The organism is Raineya orbicola (assembly GCF_002843425.1).
GTDB classification, from domain to species: Bacteria; Bacteroidota; Bacteroidia; order Cytophagales; family Thermonemataceae; genus Raineya; species Raineya orbicola.
In genome coordinates this window covers 15130-34510 of sequence record NZ_NKXO01000036.1, presented here as the reverse complement: position 1 = coordinate 34510, position 19381 = coordinate 15130, and the positions used below count along the sequence as shown (strand labels likewise).

Sequence of the window (19381 nt, the reverse complement as noted above, 5' to 3'; positions counted from 1 at the left end):
AGAGGTAATTGACTCATATGATTAAATATTTAAAAAGTACAACTCAAAGTTAATCATTTTTTCAATTACCCTAAGTTTTTTTATTTAAATCCCTTGAAAACAATAAGTTAGACTTATAATTCACGTTATATTAAGGAGCAGATAGTTAATTGAAACTTCCAAATCTCGCATAAAACTTCTACTAATCTGAATCATTTTTACATTTTCATCGGATTAGCCACAATTTCCGTCAAAACCTTAATTTCTGTTATTAACCTTTCAATTTCTTCACTATTGAGGTGTTGTTGTTTGTTTATTATGGAAAATTTTCCTCTTACAAAACCTTCGGCATCAATGAGAACTGCTTCACCTGTTTGGGTAAGTAGGTAATTTTCAGATGAATTTGTATCATCATTGAAAATAATGTGGGGGTTTGTTTTAGATAAGTTTTTCCCTAAAATTAGATATTTTACTTGAAAATTAGGTAATTTTTCACGAATAAACTTTTTGAGGTCTTCTTTTTCAGTGATACGGGTAAAAATGTTGTACAAGCTATCGCTGATAGCAGATTTTTCTTTATCCAAACCGATTATCCAAAAAGTATTTTTTTGGGGGATAAGTGCAGTTTGTACTTGAAAGGGTTTGTCTGAACCTTCTTGGCTCAATTTGGGTAAATTGTAGTAGTTTTTCAAAGAACCTTGAAATAAGAGAAACACAAAAGCAGGAATAATGAGTATTCCTAAAAGCAAGGCAATTTGTTTTTTGTTATTCATACTTATTTTGTGCTATAATTGGGTGCTTCGCGTGTAATAATCACATCGTGAGGGTGGCTTTCTTTCACGCCTGCGGTAGTAATTTTTACAAATTGGGCTTTTTCTTGCAAATCTTGAATGGTTTTTGCTCCGCAGTAACCCATTCCAGCTCGCAAGCCACCTGCCATTTGATATAAAACTTCTGCTACCGTACCTTTGTAGGGTACTTGCCCCACAATACCCTCGGGAACGAGTTTTTTAATATCGTCTTCTGCATCTTGAAAATAGCGGTCTTTGGAGCCTGCTTCCATAGCTTCAAGCGAACCCATACCCCGATAGGTTTTGAACTTTCTACCTTCTAAAATTACCACTTCGCCCGGCGATTCATCTGTACCTGCCAAAAGCGAGCCAATCATAATACTGCTTGCTCCTCCTGCAAGGGCTTTTACCAAATCGCCTGAATAGCGAATACCGCCATCGGCAATAATAGGCACACCCAAATCTTTAAGGGCTTTATAGGCTTCAAAAACTGCTGAAAGTTGAGGAACACCCACACCTGCTACTACACGTGTAGTGCAGATACTGCCCGGTCCTACGCCTACTTTTACGGCATCGGCTCCTGCCATAGCTAAAGCCTTTGCTCCTTCGCCTGTGGCTACGTTGCCTACCACTACTTGCATTTCAGGAAATTTGTTTTTTACTTTTTTGAGTGTTTCTATTACGCCTTTGGAATGTCCGTGAGCAGTATCTATGGCAATTACATCAACTCCTGCATTTTTGAGCAGTTCTACTCTTTCCAAAATATCTGCCGTAACGCCCAAAGCCGCTCCTACACGCAATCTGCCGAGTTCATCTTTGCAGGCATTGGGAAAATCTTTTCGGCGAATAATATCTTTGTAGGTAATCAGTCCTACGAGTTTTCCATCTCTATTGACAATCGGCAGCTTTTCAATTTTATATTCTTGTAAAACTTCTTCGGCTTCATCAAGTGTAATGCCCTCTTGGGCAGTAATGAGATTTTCTTTGGTCATTATATCAGCAACGGCACGCGAGGTATCTTTCTGAAAGCGTAAATCTCTATTAGTAACTATTCCTTTAAGTTTTTGGTTTTCGTCAACTACGGGAATTCCCCCAATCTTAAATTCGCTCATAATACGTAAGGCATCGGCTACAATGGCATTTTCAGGAAGCGTGATAGGGTCAATAATCATTCCGCTTTCTGAACGCTTTACTTTGCGAACTTGCTCGGCTTGGGCTTCAAGGCTCATATTTTTGTGAATAAAGCCGATACCCCCTTCACGAGCCACAGCAATTGCCATTTTATATTCAGTAACCGTATCCATTGCCGCTGAAATAATAGGCAAATTCAGCCGAATGGTGCGTGTCAGAAAGGTTTGTAGGTTAGTTTCGCGAGGTAGTACTTCGGAGTAGGCAGGGAGCAAAAGCACATCATCATAGGTGAGTGCTTCAAAGAGGAACTTGTTTTCAAAAGTATTCATAGAAGGCAAATAAAAAGGTTCTTTATTTGCCACGCAAATTTAGAGTGTTTCAAGAGCGAAAACAAATAAATCAGAAAAAATATTTTCTTTTGCCGAAAATGTCTAAATAGTTATTTTCCTGTAATGCAGAAAAATTCTAACTTGCAGGCTCAAAAATTTCGGTAGCAATGTCAAAAAATTTTCAGCGTTATTTAGTTACGGCGGCTTTACCTTATGCTAATGGAGGTATTCATATTGGTCATTTAGCAGGGGTGTATGTGCCTGCCGATATTTATTGCCGATATTTAAGGCTTAATCAGCAAGATATATTATTTATTTGTGGCTCTGACGAACACGGCGTTCCTGTAACTATCCGTGCCGCCAAAGAGGGTGTTTCGGTGCAAGAAGTAGTAGATAAATACGATAAACTCATTCGTGAATCTTTTGAACAATTTGGTATTAGCTTTGATATTTACTCGCGTACGTCTAAAGCTATTCACTACCAGACCGCCCAAGAAATTTTCAAAACGCTTTATGATAAAGGTGTTTTCATTGAGGAAACTACCGAACAATATTTTGACCCTGTGGCTAACAGATTTTTAGCTGATAGATACATTGTAGGTACGTGTCCTGTGTGTGGTTATGCAGATGCTTATGGCGATCAGTGTGAAAAATGTGGCTCTTCGCTGACCCCCGATAAACTTATCCAGCCACGTTCTAAACTTTCTGATGCTACGCCTATCAAAAAACCAACCAAGCATTGGTTTTTCCCGCTCAATCAGTTTGAAAGTTGGCTCAAACAATGGATTTTAGAAGAGCATAAAGAATGGAAAACAAATGTGTATGGGCAGTGTAAATCTTGGTTAGATGCGGGCTTGCAACCGCGTCCTATGACAAGAGATTTGGATTGGGGCGTGCCTTTGCCTATTCCTAATACCGAAGGCAAAGTAATGTATGTTTGGTTTGATGCCCCCATTGGTTATATTTCTGCTACCAAAGATTATTTTGAGCAAAAATATCCATTCGGAGAAGGGAAAAACGGCAATGCCGAAGATTGGAAGCTATATTGGAAAAATCCTGCTACCAAGTTAGTGCATTTTATTGGAAAAGATAATATTGTTTTTCATTGTATCATTTTTCCTGCGATTTTGAAGGCGGAAGGTTCTTATATTTTGCCTGAAAATGTGCCTGCTAATGAATTTTTGAATTTAGAAGATGAAAAAATTTCTACCTCTCGCAATTGGGCGGTATGGCTTGATGAATATTTGAAGGACTTTCCTGATAAGCAAGATGTTTTGCGTTATGTACTCACGGCAAATGCTCCTGAAACCAAAGATAATAATTTTACTTGGAAAGATTTTCAAGAACGCAATAACAACGAATTAGTAGCGAATTTAGGCAATTTTGTTAATCGTGTCATTACGCTTACGCATAAATATTTCCAAGGAGTTGTACCTGCTCTGAACGAAAATTTTGTTCAAAAATCGGATATTGACTTGCTGGAAAATCTCAAAACTTTTCCTGCAAAAATTGCTGAAAGTATTGAAAATTATCGTTTTCGTGAGGCTTTAGGGTATGTAATGGAACTTTCTACGCTTGGCAATAAATACTTGCAGGAAAATGAGCCTTGGAAACTTGCCAAAGAATTTGAGAAAAATCAGGCAAGAATTGGTAATGTTTTGCATTTAGCTTTGCAAATTGTGGGAAATTTAGCTTTTTTGGCGGAGCCTTTTCTGCCCTTTACTGCTCAAAAATTGCAAAAGGCTTTGCATTTGGGTAGATTTTATTGGAAAGAACTTGGCTCGCAAGATTTGCTTGTAGTAGGGCAAACCATAGAAAATTTGGGTTTGCTTTTTGAAAAAATTGAAGATGAGATTATTCAAAAACAATTGCAAAAACTTGCTGAAAGTAAAAAGGTAAATGAACTGCAAAACAAAAAGCCTCAGCCTTTCGCTTCTGAAATCAGCTATGACGATTTTGCCAAATTAGATATTCGCGTAGCTACTATTCTGAAAGCAGAAAAAATGCCAAAATCTGAAAAACTGCTCAAATTGCTCGTAGATACAGGTATAGACCAAAGGGTGATATTGAGTGGTATTGCCAAACATTACAGCCCCGAAGAGATTGTAGGCAGGCAGGTGTGTGTGTTGTGTAATTTAGCTCCTCGTAAAATGATGGGAGAAATTTCAAATGGAATGATTTTGATGGCAGAAGATGCTGATGGCTCTTTGAAATTTATTGAACCTTCGGCGAAGGTTTGGAATGGAGGAAAAATATCATAAAACTTACCCTCTACTTTATGGATTAAGCGAAAAGCCCTCATTTTTGAGGGCTTTTGCTCTGTTGTAGAAATTGAATAATTTACTTTTTCAACCCCAGTTCATACAAACGTTCTTCAAGGAATTCGCCTGCGGTCATATCGGAATAAAGTTTAGGGTGGTCTTCGTCTATGCAGGAAGGCAGGCAGGTCAAATCCATCTCGGAGCGTGGGTGCATAAAAAATGGAATAGAATAGCGGGAAGTGTTCATTTTTTCGCGAGGCGGATTGACAACTCGGTGAATAGTAGATTTGAGCTTATTGTTGGTTAATCTATCCAACATATCGCCAACATTTACTACAATTTGCTCGGGCAAAGCAGTAATAGGAATCCATTGCCCATCGCGGCGAAGTACTTGCAAACCTTCGGCACTTGCCCCCATAAGCAAAGTAATAAGGTTGATATCGCCGTGGGCGGCGGCACGCACTGCATCAGCAGGTACGGAATCGGGGTCTTCAATGGGGTAGTAGTGTAAAGCTCTTAAAATACTATTGCCGTAGGCTACTTTATCATCAAAATAATACTCGTCTAAGCCTAAATACAAGGCAATAGCACGAAGCATCATTTTGCCTGTGTTTTCCAAAATTCGGTAGGCTTGTAGAGTGTAGGTTTTGAATTCAGGTACTTCTTCGGGAAAGATATTAGCAGGATATTCCTTTTTTACAGGGTCGTTGTCAGGAATTTCACTAATTTCTTGCCCCACGTGATAAAACTCTTTCAAATCGCCCACATTGCGTCCTTTGGCGTGTTCTTTATTTTTGCCTGTGTAGCCTCTTTGTCCTGCCAAACCCTCAATTTCATATTTTTTCTTGACTTCATCGGGAAGTGCAAAAAAGGCTTTTACAGCCTTGTACAGATTTTCAACGAGTTCATCACTTAATCCGTGATTTTTGATAGCCACAAAACCAATGTTATTATAGGCTTCGCCCAGTTTTTCTACAAATTGCTTTTTACGTACAGGGTCGCCTGATGTAAAATCGGCTAAATCCAATGAAGGAATGGCATCGTAAAGAATTTCTTTTGCTTGCATAATTGTTTTGGTTTAACATAGCAAATTAACAAAAAAGATACAATATTTTACAAAAAAAGTATAAAAACTTTTTTTGCTAAAAAAAATGCAAAAAAATCTTGAAAAATTATTACAGATGATTAGTTTTGTAACAAAACGCAACTCCTTAAACTTTTACTATTATGGATAACAACGGAAAACGTGTAGCACTCGTTACGGGGGCGACAGGCGGTTTGGGAACTGCTATGTGCCAACAATTGCAGAAAGATGGCTATCGTGTTTGTGCTCATTATCGCAATCCCGATAAGCTCAAAGAGTGGCAGGAAAAAATGAAAGCAGAAGGTTTTGAATTTGACTGCTTCTATGCCGATGTAAGCGATTACAATTCTTGTGGCGAAATGATTAAAAAAATTGAAAGCGAAGTAGGTCCTATCGATGTGCTCGTAAATAATGCTGGTATCACACGAGACAAACCCTTCCATAAAATGACCTACGAAGACTGGGACGCCGTACTGAAAACAAATCTGTATAGTGTTTTCAACTGCACACGCCACGTGATTGAGGGTATGAGAGAGCGTTCTTATGGTAGAATTATCAATATTTCTTCGGTAAATGGTCAGCGAGGACAATTCGGACAAGCCAATTATTCCGCCGCCAAGGCAGGTATGCACGGCTTCACTAAAACGCTCGCTATGGAAGTGGCTTCCAAAGGAATTACCGTCAATACCATTTCACCCGGTTATATTGCTACTGATATGGTAATGGCTGTACGCGAAGATGTACGCAATCAAATCATTGCACAAATACCTGTGGGTAGGCTTGGTGGAACGGAGGAAATTGCTTATTTGGTTTCTTTCCTTGCTTCTGAAAAAGCCAGTTTCATTACAGGGGCAAATTACTCTATCAATGGTGGTCAGCACGTATATTGAGGCTGTATGGTTATTGCAAAATTTCCCGAAAGTGTGTATCTTTCGGGAAATTTGTTAATCAGAAACTTATGCAAACATTAAAGATAAAAGTCTTAAATCCAAAAGTATTCAATATTTTACAAGATTTGGCAGACTTGAATTTAATTAGTATTCAAGAAGCCAAAGAAACTACCGACCTTTTGAGTATTTTAGAAAAAATTAGGTCTGTTACGAATACTCCCCCATCTTTGGAAGAAATAACAAAGGAAGTAGAAATGGTTCGAAATGAACGATATAGCAAAAAATCAGATTAGAATTATCGTTGATACAAATATATGGATTAGTTTTCTCATCACTAAAAATCACGATAAACTAACAGAGTTGCTAATATCGGGTAAAATCGTTATTCTTTTCAGCAATGAATTGTTAGAAGAGTTTTTAGAAGTTGTAAAGCGTATGATTTACTTGTATTAGAAAAAGTAGAATTTACCCAAATAATTAAAATGAGTGATTTTTATGAAATAATTTCTTCAAAACTATGAAAAATTTCATCTTGTCACTTTTGCTAATTTTACCTTTTTCGCTTCTTTTTGCCCAAGAGCCACAGGAAGAAACATATTTACAAGTGCATTTCCTATATGGCTCCAAACCCGCTAAAAAGTTCAAAAAAACAGAAAAACGTTGGTTTGGGGGTATCTTGGGCGGACACGTGGGGCTTGGACTGGATAGCAACCAAATTCTAAATTTTACTCGCAAAGGAAAATTTCATATTTTTCCCAACTCTAAAAACAAACATAGCAAGTATTTGCTTTCTACTTACAAAGAGTTCTATTCTATTCTGGGTGGTGATAGCGAAAAAATGAAAAAAGCTATTGTGTATATTCCTATTGATGAAAAGCAAAGACAAATTTTTCTGCAAGTAGCTCAAAAATACTTGCAGGAAACTCCTTACGATTACGCTTTTTTTGGAATGCGTTGTGCGGCGGCTACTTATGATGTACTTGCCCAAATGGAAATAATGAAACCCTATAAATATTCCAAAATTTCCCGAAAAATATTCTATCCACGCAAACTTCGCAAGCGTTTGCTGGCAATGGCTTTGCAAAATAATTGGACATTGGTACGTTGCGAAGGAACTATTTGCCGTAAATGGGAGCGTGATATTCCTAAAAAACTACTTACACAGGCAAAATAATCAAATCGTTTTTCCGATACTTACTGCTCATTAGTATAGGTGTAATGCTTTGCCTGATAATTTCTGCAAGGGTTTGAATAGTGCTTATTTTGGCAAAAGGGCGGTAATACACCAAACTTACTTCACGTACAGGGATAGGCTTTTGAAAAAAAGCTGTTTTCTGTTTCCGATTTTCAGGAAGGTTTTGGTAGTAAAGTTCAGGAATGAGCGTAAGTCCGCCAAGTTCATCTACCATATTCAAGAGGGTATCAAAAGAAGAGGCTTCAAATAGAAGATTATTAGGTAAATAATGCGATTTTTGTAAATTACAGAGTTCTATGGACTGATTTCGCAAACAATTCCCCTCTTCCAAAAGCCAAAATTTCTCATTTTCTAATTCTGTGGAAACCAAATATTCTTTGCTATTGGGTATTTTTCCGTAAATGATAAGCATTTCATAAAATAAAATTTCTTCCTCAATATCTGTATAGTTCAAAGGAGTTGCCAAAATACCTATATCCAAACTGCCTTCACGCAGTTTGCGAATAATATTTTCAGTAGTGAATTCTTTTACTTCCAATACCAAATGAGGCAATTTTTCTAAAATGGGGTGAAGTATTTTGGGCAAAAGTGTGCCTGCTATGGTGGGAATAATTCCAATTTTGGCTTTACCTGCAATTTGCTTCTTATCTTTCTGAGCAATATCTAAGATTTTTTCAGTATGTAGTAGCACTTTTTGAGCTTCTGATAAGACCTCCTTACCGATTTCGGTAGTTACAATGGGTTGTGATTTTCTATCAAAAAGAATAATACCAAGTTCCTCTTCCAACTTTTTGACCATAGCACTCAAAGTGGCTTGGGTAACATTGCAGTAATCGGCGGCTTTGCTGAAACTCTTGAATTTATCTACGGCTAAAATGTATTCTAATTGTTGCAGGTTCATTGGTAAAACTTTTTGCGTTGAATCAGCTCTGCTACAGCCTCAGGTACAAGATAACGTATAGACTTGCCTTCACGTATGCACTCACGTAGGTAAGTTGCCGAAATATCCATCAGGGGGGCTTTTACCCACTTTATTTTCGGGTGATTATCAAATTCGGTGGCAGGAGTTTGGGGGCGTGGATATACGTACAATTCGTAATATTCTAAAATTTTTTCATAATTTTTCCAATTCTTGAAATTTACAAGATTATCGCTACCCATAATGAGAGCAAATTGCTTTTGAGGATATTTTTCTTGCAAGTGAGCAAGTGTATGAATGGTATAGCTGGGTTGTGGCAAGTGAAATTCTATATCGCAGGCACGCAGGCGAGGGTTATCGTAAATAGCTTTTTCTACCATATCGTATCGGTCGAAAGCGTGTAAAAGACTATCTTTTTTTTTGTGGGGGTTATGCGGAGAAATAACAAACCAAACTTCCTGCAAATCAGTATTTTCTGCCATTGTATTGGCAATGATTAAATGTCCTATATGTATAGGATTAAAAGAACCGAAAAATAAGCCAATTTTCATACTTTTGCTTTTGGCAAAAATACAAAAAAAGATACATCAAAAGTGTTTCTGCGAATAATCTTTGAGCAATGCTATTTTAGCTCAAACGTGATAGGTCTTGTTACTTCTACACGCACAGGCACGCCATTTTGCTTACCCGGTTGCCATTTAGGGGAATTTTTGATAAGACGAATGGCTTCTTCATCACAGCCTCCGCCCAACCCTTTTGTAACTTGTACGTTGGTCAGTGAGCCGTCGGGTTCTACTACAAAAGTAACGTGTACGCGTCCTTGAATGTTTTTAGCTCGTGCCTCTTCGGGATATTTAAGATTGGATTTGATATAGTCGTAAAAAGCCTTTAAGCCACCTACGGGTTCGGGCATTATCTCGGCAGATTTGAGTGGCTCGGGTTGGGCATAACTCATATTGCCTGCAACAACAGCCAGCAACAATCCTAAACTAAAAATAAGTGTGTATCTTTTCATAATTGTAATAATAGCTTTGATAAGTGTGTAGCAAATTTCTTTCCAAACTATTCAAAGTTAGGTAAATTTTTTAATTTTGCAAAATCATTAAAAAAAATCTTATGAAAAAAGCACTAATTACGGGTATTACAGGACAAGACGGAGCCTATCTTGCCAGATTCCTATTAAAAAAAGGATATGAAGTACACGGCATTAAACGCCGTAGTTCGCTTATCAATACTGAACGCATTGATGATATTTACCAAGACCCTCACGAGAAAAACCTCAAACTTTACTTGCATTACGGAGATTTAGCTGATTCCACCAATGTTATTCGTATCATTCAGCAAGTACAACCCGATGAAATTTACAATTTGGGGGCAATGTCTCACGTAAAAGTAAGTTTTGATGAACCCGAATATTCGGCTGACGTAGATGCTCTGGGTACTCTGCGAATTTTAGAGGCTGTACGCATTTTAGGATTAACCGAAAAGACTAAAATTTATCAAGCCTCTACTTCCGAACTTTACGGAAAGGTGCAGGAAATTCCTCAAAATGAAAAAACGCCCTTTTACCCCCGCTCTCCTTATGCAGTAGCCAAATTATATGCCTATTGGATAACGGTAAATTATCGCGAGGCTTACAATATGTTCGCTTGCAATGGTATTCTTTTTAACCACGAATCGCCTTTGCGTGGTGAAACTTTTGTTACACGTAAAATAACGCGTGGTGTGGCTCGCATTGCTTTGGGTTTGCAGGACAAAATTTATTTGGGAAACCTTGATGCCAAACGCGATTGGGGACACGCCAAAGATTATGTAGAGGCAATGTATATGATTTTGCAACATCATACCCCCGAGGATTTTGTTATTGCCACAGGTAAAACTACTTCGGTGCGTGATTTTGCCCGAATGGCTTTTGAAGAAGTTGGGGTAATTTTAGAGTTTAAGGGTACAGGCGTAGATGAAGTGGGCATAGTGGCAGAATCTCGCAATCCTGAATTTCCTATTGCAATAGGTAGTGAAGTAGTAGCCGTAGATAAACGCTATTTCCGTCCCACAGAAGTAGATTTGCTTATTGGCGATGCCTCCAAAGCGGAAAAATTGCTCGGCTGGAAACCCAAACACACACTTCAAGACCTTGTAAAAGATATGGTACAGGCTGATTTAGAGCTTTTCCGTAAGGATTTAGCTATCAAACAGCAAGGCTATGAGGTGAAAAATTATTATGAGTAAAACAAAATAGAGGATTTTGGCGTTAGCAAGAAAAACAACTCAATGAGTTCTTTACGTTATCTTAACAAATATCTTTATCGCTATAAGCATTTACTTATTTTAGGCATACTCTTTACGATAATTTCCAATTTTTTTCTGATTTTGCCTGCCCAAGTAGTGCGTTATGCTTTCAATGCCGTAGAGGAAACTATTGATTGGTATTTCTTGTTTCAAGGCTTTGAAAGCCAACAAGCGGTAGAAAAAATCTTTACTTTTAATATTCTCATTTATGGCATCATTATCCTTGTAATGGCGTTGTTACGAGGTTTTTTTCTATTTTTGGTTCGCCAAACCCTGATTGTAATGTCGCGTTTTATTGAGTATGACTTGAAAGACGAAATTTACAGACATTACCAAACTTTGCCACTAAATTTTTATAGACAGAACCAAACAGGCGACCTAATGGCTCGCATTTCTGAAGATGTAAGCCAAGTAAGAATGTATTTGGGTCCTGGTATTATGTATGGCATCAACCTGATTGCAGTTTTTGCAATGGTGATACCTTATATGTTTGCCGTGGATTACAAACTTACACTTTACACGCTTATTCCTTTGCCAATTCTTTCGGTAAGCATTTATTTTGTCAATAATCTTATCAATAGTCGTTCGGAGCAAATACAGAAAAGTCTTTCTTCGCTTTCTTCTTTTGTACAGGAGGCTTTTTCGGGTATTCGGGTCTTGAAAGCCTTTGCACGCGAAAAGGACTCCGAAAAACAATTTGCCCAAGAAACTGAAAGATACCGAAAGCAATCGCTTCGTTTGGTAAAAGTAGAAGCACTTTTTTATCCTTTGGTGCTGGCTCTCATTGGTTTGAGCAATATTTTGGTGGTATATGTGGGTGGCTTGGAGGTAGTTGCAGGTAGGCTTACCAAAGGAAATATCGCAGAGTTTGTGCTATATCTGAATATGATGATTTGGCCCGTAACTTCCTTAGGCTGGATTGCAAGCATTATTCAGAAAGCGGCGGTTTCGCAAAGGCGTATCAATGAATTTTTGGCAGTAAAAACGGATATTGTTTCTACCCAAAACCTCCGAAAACCTATTCAGGGACATATTGTTTTTGAAAATGTTTCACTTACATACGCTAATACAGGCATTGAGGCTTTGAAAAACATTAGTTTTGAAATAAAGCCTAACGAATCGCTTGCTATTTTGGGGAGTACAGGTTCGGGCAAAACAACTATTGCCAACCTGATCTGCCGAATGTACGATGCCACAAAAGGACAAATTTTTATAGATGCTACCCCTATTAAAGACTATGAAGTTTCATATTTGCGAAGCCAAATAGGGTATGTTCCGCAAGATGTTTTTCTTTTTTCTGATACTATTCGCAATAATATTGCCTTTGGATTGCCCAATGCTACCGCAGAACAAGTAGAGCAAGCCGCTCAATGGGCAGATGTGTATGAGAATATTATGCAGTTCCCTCAAAAATTTCAAACTATTGTAGGGGAGAGGGGAATTACCCTTTCGGGAGGACAAAAACAGCGAGTTTCTATCGCAAGAGCCTTGATTAAAAATCCTACTATTTTATTGCTTGATGATTGCCTTTCGGCAGTAGATACCAAGACAGAAAATGCTATTTTGCGTCAGTTGCAGGATATTATGCAAAATCGTACTACTATTATCATTTCGCATCGTGTATCTTCTGCCAAACTTGCCAATAAAATTATAGTGTTAGATAAAGGCGAAATCGTGGAACAAGGCACACACGAAGAACTTCTGGCTTTGGGAGGAATTTACAAGGAGCTTTACGAAAAACAACTTCAAACAGAAGAGGTTTAATCAATTTTTCCCTGCCAGTTGTCCGCAGGCGGCGTCAATGTCTTTGCCTCTACTTTTACGAATTTTTACAACTACTCCACGTTCGCGTAAGTATGCCACAAAACGCTCTAAACGAATGCTATCAGTATTTATAAAACCTGCCTCCGTGATAGGATTATATTCAATGATATTGACTTTGGAAGGAACGTGCTTGGTAAAGCGATATAACTCTTCGGCATCTTGAAGGCTATCGTTAAAATCTTGAAAAACAATGTATTCGTAAGTTACAGGGTTTTTGGTTTTAGCAAAATAATATTTTAGGGCATCTCGTAAAGCATTCAAGCGATTGCTATCGTTGATAGACATAATTTGACTACGTTTCTCGTCATTGGCGGCGTGAAGCGAAAGAGCCAAGTTACATTTGAAGCCGTCATCAGCCAGTTTCATAATCATTTTAGCCACTCCCGCCGTAGAAAGTGTGATACGTTTGTAAGACATTCCCAAACCTTCGGGAGAAGTGATTTTATCTATGGCTTTGAGTACATTTTGGTAATTGAGTAATGGCTCACCCATTCCCATAAAAACAATGTTGGTAAGCGGTTTTTGGTAATAATTTTCAGCTTCTTGGGCAATGGTTACTACTTGTTCATAGATTTCGTAAGGTTCAAGGTTTCTTTCACGTTTCATATAGCCCGTGGCACAAAACTTGCAATCCAGTGAACAACCTACTTGCGAAGAAATACAGGCTGTCATACGGGTAGGAGTGGGTATGAGTACTCCTTCCACTAAACGATTATCAAAAAGTTTGAAGGAATATTTAATAGTGCCATCTTGGCTAATTTGCCGCTGATGCACCGAAATTTTATGAATAGCAAAATTTTCTTGAAGTAAATTTCGTAAAGAGGCAGGCAAATTGGTCATTTGTTCAAAACTTTCTGCTTTTTTTTGCCAAAGCCATTCGTAAATTTGCTTGCTACGAAAAAGTGGCTCTTTTCGCTCTGCCAAAAAGTTTTGTAAATCTTCTAATTTTAAGTTGCGAATATCTCTTTTTTCCATAAATAGCTTCTATCTGCAAAAAGCAAACGTTAGTTTATTCTTAAAAGTTCGGAAACAGGACGCAAGAGACAAGATATTCAGCATTATCGGAATATTTTTAGCGTTTTCAAGTTCTGCCATTCTACGATAAGAACTGCTCCCATAAAAGGCACAACCAAAAGATTTTTGAGTAGAATATTAAGCCAAATGCTTTCAGCAGAAAAACTATTACCCCACCACACCAAAACCGCTGAAAGTGCTACATAGCCTAAAATGATGCCAATCCGATAAGGCACAGGGTAGAATTTTTGCCCCCAATAATAGCAAAGAAAGCTCATAGAAGCATACGTAACCAGACTTGCTACTGCCGAACCTAAAATGCCTAAAACAGGAAGCCAACCCAAATTGCCAATAATGGTAATTACTGCTCCAATCAGTGAAATATAAGTGCCGTATTGTGTTTTATCGGCAATTTTGAACCAAGCAGTGAGATTGTAGTAAATGCCCAAAAAGAGATTAGCAAAAAGGAAAGTAGGCACAATGATTAGCCCTTCGTCATAGGCTCTGTTACGCAAAAGTAAGTATTTCAGCCAATCGGTATTCAGACTGACTAAAATTACTGAAAAACACGCTACCGCTACAAAATATTCCATTGCTTTGGCAAGAAGTTCAGGGGCGTTTTTGTCTTTGGCTTTGGAAAAGAAAAAAGGCTCTGCTGCATATCGGTAGCCCTGAATAAGCACCAAAATAAATACCGAAAACTTAATACACGCAAAATACACTCCTAAAATATGTTGCTGATTGCCGAAACTATCGGGTAAGTAGTTTTTGATAAAAAACCTATCGGCAGTTGTATTGAGCGTGCCTGCAAGTCCTAAAATGACAAGCGGATAGCTGTAAAAAAAAACTTTTTTGGCTAAATCTTTATCCCAAGTAGGCTGATAGTTCCAAATTTCTTTACGCAAAAGCCAAAACAAAGGGGCATTGGCAAGCAATTGAGCAAGAAATACATAACCTACTAAATCTTTGGGATTGAACCAAGAAAGCATAAAATCTTGTAAAAAAGTGAGGTATTTACCTTCGGCTACGTCTTTACAAAACCATAAGAAAAATAGGTTCAGTAAAATGTATAAACCAATATTAAAAAACTTTGCAAAAGCAAACAAACGAGGTTTTTTGAGCCAACGCAAGCGAGCAAAAGGCAAACTTAAAAGCGTATCTACTGCCATAAGCAAGCCTAAATAAATGATGTATTTTTCTTTGCCCGGGTAGTCCAAAAGATTAGCAATGGGTGAGGCAAAAAAAATAATTATCCCTGAAAGTAAGGTGCTGTACAAAATAAGGGAGGTAAAATTTTGATTATAGATTTTCTGTTCGCCCAAGTCGTTGGCATAGCGAAAATAAGAAGTTTCAGTGCCAAAGGTGTAAATAACATTCAAAAAAGCTACATACACGTATAAATCGCCAATAATGCCATATTCTTGGGGCAAAAATATTTTCGTATGAATGGGCGTAAGCAAATAGTTGGCAAAACGACTAATAATATTACTCAATCCGTACCAGATAGTATCAGAGGCTAAACGGCGTAATGTAGGCATAGCAATATTGCGAGAGTTCAAAGATTAAAGGTTCAAGTATGAAGGAATAAATTGCGAATTTTACGATTGTGGTTTTACAAGAGCTATATTCCAAAAATCATTTTTGAATTCATTGGGTAAAACACCGGGTAGAAAACCTTTGGCAGTAGTTTCCCAAAAGAAATATTTTTTACCCTTGTAAGTTAGATAGTCTCCATACACATTAGGTAAGTGTATGCCTAAAAGGCAATGGGCATTACTTACAAAGATAGCTACATCATATCCAAAATGGGCGAGAATAGTGTAAAGAAACACCGTTCTTGTATCGCAATCGCCTTTGAGGTTATACAGGAATTCGGTAGGAGAAGTAAGACCGAAGCGAATTTCGGGCAAACACTCTTTGCCTTCATCGTGATAGGTTCTCATAAAACCGCCCCATTGCTTGGCTTTGTAGCAGGTTTCGGGGTGAACAAGTACGTAAGGAATTTCTTGTACCGAAGCCATTACCATTTCGGCAAATTGGCGGTAGTTTAGTTTGTACTTTTTGCCAATGAGTTCATAGGTACGGATAATTCTATCCAATTTAGGGCGACATTCTCTTATGAGTTGTAAATACACTTTTCCATAATAATCTTTGGTAGAGCCATCAGAAATAGGTTCGGGCATTTGCTCGCGATAGCTTTCCGATTCGCAAGCCTCACGAGGGAGCATTGTAAATTTTGCTTTGAAGTATTCATTATTAGGCGTACTCCATTCGTGTAGATGGGTAACGTGTCTAATACGACTTTGGCAAGGAAGCAAAGCATCAAATTCTTGCACTTGGCTATAATCCTCAAAATTGCTACTATTTTCCTGATTTTCAGTTTTTTCTTCGGTAATATCTACTACATTTTTTTGCTCATTTTTTAATTCCTGAACAGCGTTTTGTGTATTATCGTCATTCATAAAATCCGATAAACTTTCCAAAATTCCCTCAAAAATTGGTTCGGTGATAGGTGCAACAGCCTGATAAATTTGGCTATCAGGAGCGAAGATACGAACGAGCAGAACAATCAGAAATATTCGGAAAGTCCATTTGATAATTTTCCCCATACAATATGTTTTTGTGCTAATTTACGATTTTTCTGTACCTTTGACAAATTTTTCAAAGATTTTACAATGAAAGAAATTCTTTTACATTTGTTTGAACACAAAACGCTTTCCAAACAGCAAGCCCAAGAAATACTCACAAATATTGCACAGGGTAAATATAACAATGCCCAAATTTCTGCTTTTATGACGGTGTATTTGATGAGAAGTATCACCGTTGAAGAGTTGGAGGGCTTTCGCGATGCAATGTTGGACCTCTGTGTAAATATAGATTTGAGCCATTACAATCCGATAGACCTTTGTGGTACAGGTGGAGATGGCAAAAACACTTTCAATATTTCTACGCTCGCTTCTTTTGTAGTGGCAGGAGCAGGGCAGGCTGTTGCTAAACACGGCAATTATGGGGTTTCGTCTTTGTGTGGGAGTTCTAATATCTTGGAGTATTTTGGAATAAAATTTACTAATGAAAAAACTTTGCTTGAAAAGCAGTTGGAAAAAGCGAACATTTGCATCTTACACGCTCCACTTTTTCACCCTGCTATGAAAACCGTTGCTCCTATTCGTAAAGAACTTGGTGTAAAGACATTTTTCAATATGCTTGGACCAATGGTCAATCCTGCTTTTCCGAAAAACCAAATGGTGGGGGTTTTTAATTTGGAATTGGCTCGGCTGTATGCTTATTTGTATCAAAAAACAGATAAGAATTTCAGTATTATTCATAGCCTTGATGGCTTTGACGAAATTTCTCTTACCGCCGATTGCAAAGTCTATGCACGCAACCAAGAACAAATTTTATCGCCAAATGTTTTTTGTGAAACTATTCGGCAAGAGGAAATTTTTGGTGGCGAAACCATAGAAGAATCGGCACAGATTTTTCTGAATGTTTTGCAAAATAAAGCTACCGAATCTCAAAAAAGTGTAGTACTTGCCAATGCTTCAATGGCTTTACAAACGGCTAACCCGCATAAAACGATTTCCGAATGTTGGGAAATAGCAAAAGAAAGTCTTGAAAGTGGAAAGGCTTGGCAATGTTTCAGAACATTGCAAGAGTTGGCAAAATCTTGATTGATAATGGTTTGACAAACTTCCAAATCTTTGAACTATGAAAAAATTAGAAACATCAGAAATTCAAAGAGTAAGCTATGAGCAATTTCAAATTTTGCCTAAAAATCCTTGGGTATTAGTTTTAGACAATATTCGTAGTTTGCATAATGTAGGCTCTTTTTTTCGTACTGCCGATGCTTTTGCTGTGGAAAAGATTTATCTCTGTGGTATTACAGGAACTCCTCCGAATCGGGAAATTCAAAAAACTGCTTTGGGGGCTACTGAAACCGTAGCTTGGGAATATTATGAGCAAATTCGGGAACTTTTACTAAACTTAAAAAGCCAAAATTATGTTATCATCAGCGTAGAGCAAACAGACCAAAGCATTTCTTTGGAAAAATTTAGTGTAGAGCCTCAAAAAAAATATGCTTTAATTTTTGGAAATGAAGTTTTGGGTGTAAGCCCTGAGGCAATAGCACTGACAGACTTGGCTTTGGAAATTCCACAATTCGGAACAAAACACTCGCTCAATGTGGCGGTAAGTGCAGGAATTGTGATATGGCATTTTTTACAACATAAATTACGTACTTAATTCAAAAAATCTCTAAATTTGCCCTCTATTTTACAAAAATGAACTATGAACCGAGAACATCTCACCCCCCAACAAATTGTAACAGAGTTAGATAAATACATTATTGGACAGAAAGAAGCCAAAAAAAACGTAGCGATTGCTCTTCGCAACCGTTGGCGTAGAATGAATTCGCCCGCTGAAATTCAAAATGAAATTATCCCTAATAATATCCTAATGATAGGTTCAACAGGAGTTGGAAAAACCGAAATAGCTCGCCGCTTGGCAAAGCTCGCCGATGCTCCTTTTGTAAAAGTAGAGGCTTCTAAATTTACAGAAGTGGGCTATGTGGGCAGAGATGTAGAGAGTATGGTCAGAGATTTGGTGGAGCAAGCAGTGGGTATGGTAAAACAACAAAAACAAGAAGAAGTTAAGCAAAAAGCCATTGAAGCTGTAGAGGAAATTATTTTAGATGCTCTTATTCCGCCAGTCAGAAAACCTATCAGTGAAGGGGTTGGCTTCAATTTGGAAAAAAATGATGAAGTAGAACTTAACGAGCGTACGCGTGAGCGTTTCCGAGAGAAAATCCGCAATGGCGAACTTGACCACCGAAAAATTGAAATAGATATTAAACAGACTATTTCTAATGTGGGAGTTTTAGGTTCGGGCATAGATGAAGTCTCTATGATGAATCTGCAAGAAATGCTTTCTAACTTTATGCCTACCAAAACCAAAAAGCGTAAAGTTACAATTGCCGAAGCTAAAAAAATTCTTTTAGAGGAAGAAACCTCTAAAATGATTGATATGGACGAGGTAAAAGAGGAGGCAATTCGTAGAGCTGAAAATGCAGGAATTATTTTTATTGATGAAATTGATAAAATTGCCTCTTCTGGCTCAAAGCAAGGTCCTGATGTAAGCCGTGAAGGCGTACAAAGGGATTTACTTCCTATTGTGGAGGGGAGTTCTGTTAATACGAAATATGGTGTAGTAAAAACTGACCACATCTTATTCATTGCCGCAGGAGCTTTTCACGTTTCCAAACCTTCTGACCTTATTCCCGAATTGCAGGGGCGTTTCCCAATTCGGGTTGAGTTGCAGGCTCTTACCAAAGATGATTTCTATCATATTCTCAAAGAGCCTCGTAACGCACTCACGAAGCAATATGAAGCATTGCTTATGGCAGAGGGAGTAGAACTGGATTTTGAAGACGAAGCCCTTGAAAAAATAGCTGAAATTGCTTTTCAAATCAACTCGGAAGTAGAAAATATAGGAGCTCGCCGTTTGCAAACCGTGATGAGTGCCCTTCTGAATGATTTTCTCTTTGAAATTCCAGACACTATTCAGCCTCCTGCTAAAATTATAGTTACTGCTTCAATGGTAAGTGAAAAACTAAACCATTTGGTAAAAAATAAAGATTTGAGCCACTATATTTTGTAAAACAACACTATTCTAAACAA

At 37.8% G+C, this 19381-nt stretch carries 19 protein-coding genes; 10 read left to right on the top strand and 9 right to left on the bottom strand.

What is annotated here, in order from left to right; translation table 11 throughout:
- Positions 1-197: 197 nt before the first annotated feature.
- Complete coding sequence (locus Rain11_RS10840) at positions 198-752, bottom strand: hypothetical protein (protein ID WP_101359391.1); 555 nt, start codon at positions 750-752, stop codon at positions 198-200.
- 2 nt (positions 753-754) lie between these two features.
- Positions 755-2230 (bottom strand): IMP dehydrogenase, encoded by a 1476-nt coding sequence (guaB, locus tag Rain11_RS10835; protein WP_101359392.1) that lies wholly within the window; start codon positions 2228-2230, stop codon positions 755-757.
- Positions 2231-2397: 167 nt separating this feature from the next.
- Here guaB and metG point away from each other — a divergent pair, with 167 nt between their 5' ends.
- Entirely contained in the window at positions 2398-4491 is a 2094-nt protein-coding gene (gene metG, locus Rain11_RS10830; RefSeq protein WP_101359390.1) for a methionine--tRNA ligase, read from the top strand.
- A gap of 79 nt (positions 4492-4570) precedes the next feature.
- Here the strand turns inward: metG and Rain11_RS10825 are convergent, their stop codons facing one another.
- Positions 4571-5557: an isopenicillin N synthase family dioxygenase gene (locus tag Rain11_RS10825; RefSeq protein ID WP_101359389.1), complete on the bottom strand. Its 987-nt coding sequence runs from the start codon at positions 5555-5557 to the stop codon at positions 4571-4573.
- A gap of 161 nt (positions 5558-5718) precedes the next feature.
- On the opposite strand from Rain11_RS10825, the gene phbB reads away from it, so the two are divergent.
- From phbB to Rain11_RS10805, 4 genes are all read left to right on the top strand, one after another.
- Complete coding sequence (phbB, locus tag Rain11_RS10820; protein ID WP_101359388.1) at positions 5719-6465, top strand: beta-ketoacyl-ACP reductase; 747 nt, start codon at positions 5719-5721, stop codon at positions 6463-6465.
- Positions 6466-6533: 68 nt separating this feature from the next.
- Complete coding sequence (locus tag Rain11_RS10815) at positions 6534-6758, top strand: hypothetical protein (protein WP_101359387.1); 225 nt, start codon at positions 6534-6536, stop codon at positions 6756-6758.
- Positions 6730-6918, top strand: coding sequence for a putative toxin-antitoxin system toxin component, PIN family (locus Rain11_RS10810; protein WP_101359386.1), 189 nt, complete (start codon positions 6730-6732; stop codon positions 6916-6918). The genes Rain11_RS10815 and Rain11_RS10810 overlap by 29 nt, the downstream gene beginning before the upstream one ends.
- A 64-nt stretch (positions 6919-6982) precedes the next feature.
- Entirely contained in the window at positions 6983-7639 is a 657-nt protein-coding gene (locus tag Rain11_RS10805; protein WP_101359385.1) for a hypothetical protein, read from the top strand.
- On the opposite strand, the gene Rain11_RS10800 is transcribed toward Rain11_RS10805, so the two are convergent.
- The 3 genes from Rain11_RS10800 to Rain11_RS10790 form a co-directional block, all read right to left on the bottom strand.
- Positions 7623-8561, bottom strand: coding sequence for a LysR substrate-binding domain-containing protein (locus tag Rain11_RS10800; RefSeq protein WP_101359384.1), 939 nt, complete (start codon positions 8559-8561; stop codon positions 7623-7625). The two genes, Rain11_RS10805 and Rain11_RS10800, sit on opposite strands and share 17 nt — an antisense overlap.
- On the bottom strand, positions 8558-9130 hold the full coding sequence (gene nadD, locus Rain11_RS10795; RefSeq protein WP_101359383.1) for a nicotinate (nicotinamide) nucleotide adenylyltransferase: 573 nt from the start codon (positions 9128-9130) through the stop codon (positions 8558-8560). The genes Rain11_RS10800 and nadD overlap by 4 nt, the downstream gene beginning before the upstream one ends.
- A gap of 71 nt (positions 9131-9201) precedes the next feature.
- On the bottom strand, positions 9202-9594 hold the full coding sequence (locus Rain11_RS10790) for an energy transducer TonB (RefSeq protein ID WP_101359382.1): 393 nt from the start codon (positions 9592-9594) through the stop codon (positions 9202-9204).
- Positions 9595-9695: 101 nt separating this feature from the next.
- Here Rain11_RS10790 and gmd point away from each other — a divergent pair, with 101 nt between their 5' ends.
- On the top strand, positions 9696-10808 hold the full coding sequence (gmd, locus tag Rain11_RS10785) for a GDP-mannose 4,6-dehydratase (protein WP_101359381.1): 1113 nt from the start codon (positions 9696-9698) through the stop codon (positions 10806-10808).
- Positions 10809-10850: 42 nt separating this feature from the next.
- Complete coding sequence (locus Rain11_RS10780; RefSeq protein WP_101359380.1) at positions 10851-12632, top strand: ABC transporter ATP-binding protein; 1782 nt, start codon at positions 10851-10853, stop codon at positions 12630-12632.
- Here Rain11_RS10780 and rlmN read toward each other — a convergent pair whose 3' ends face one another.
- The 3 genes from rlmN to Rain11_RS10765 form a co-directional block, all read right to left on the bottom strand.
- Complete coding sequence (gene rlmN, locus Rain11_RS10775) at positions 12633-13667, bottom strand: 23S rRNA (adenine(2503)-C(2))-methyltransferase RlmN (protein WP_101359379.1); 1035 nt, start codon at positions 13665-13667, stop codon at positions 12633-12635. It abuts the gene before it with no gap.
- An 83-nt stretch (positions 13668-13750) separates the two neighbouring features.
- On the bottom strand, positions 13751-15265 hold the full coding sequence (locus tag Rain11_RS10770) for a lipopolysaccharide biosynthesis protein (RefSeq protein WP_133121571.1): 1515 nt from the start codon (positions 15263-15265) through the stop codon (positions 13751-13753).
- Positions 15266-15304: 39 nt separating this feature from the next.
- A complete protein-coding gene (locus Rain11_RS10765; RefSeq protein WP_101359377.1) occupies positions 15305-16315 on the bottom strand; it encodes a hypothetical protein in 1011 nt (336 codons plus the stop codon).
- 66 nt (positions 16316-16381) lie between these two features.
- Between Rain11_RS10765 and trpD the strand changes: the two genes are divergently transcribed.
- From trpD to hslU, 3 genes are read left to right on the top strand one after another with little or no spacing between them, the layout of a single operon-like run.
- Entirely contained in the window at positions 16382-17377 is a 996-nt protein-coding gene (gene trpD, locus Rain11_RS10760) for an anthranilate phosphoribosyltransferase (RefSeq protein WP_101359376.1), read from the top strand.
- A 37-nt stretch (positions 17378-17414) separates the two neighbouring features.
- Positions 17415-17948: an RNA methyltransferase gene (locus Rain11_RS10755; protein ID WP_101359375.1), complete on the top strand. Its 534-nt coding sequence runs from the start codon at positions 17415-17417 to the stop codon at positions 17946-17948.
- A 45-nt stretch (positions 17949-17993) separates the two neighbouring features.
- Complete coding sequence (gene hslU, locus Rain11_RS10750; RefSeq protein WP_101359374.1) at positions 17994-19361, top strand: ATP-dependent protease ATPase subunit HslU; 1368 nt, start codon at positions 17994-17996, stop codon at positions 19359-19361.
- The last annotated feature ends 20 nt before the right edge of the window (positions 19362-19381 follow it).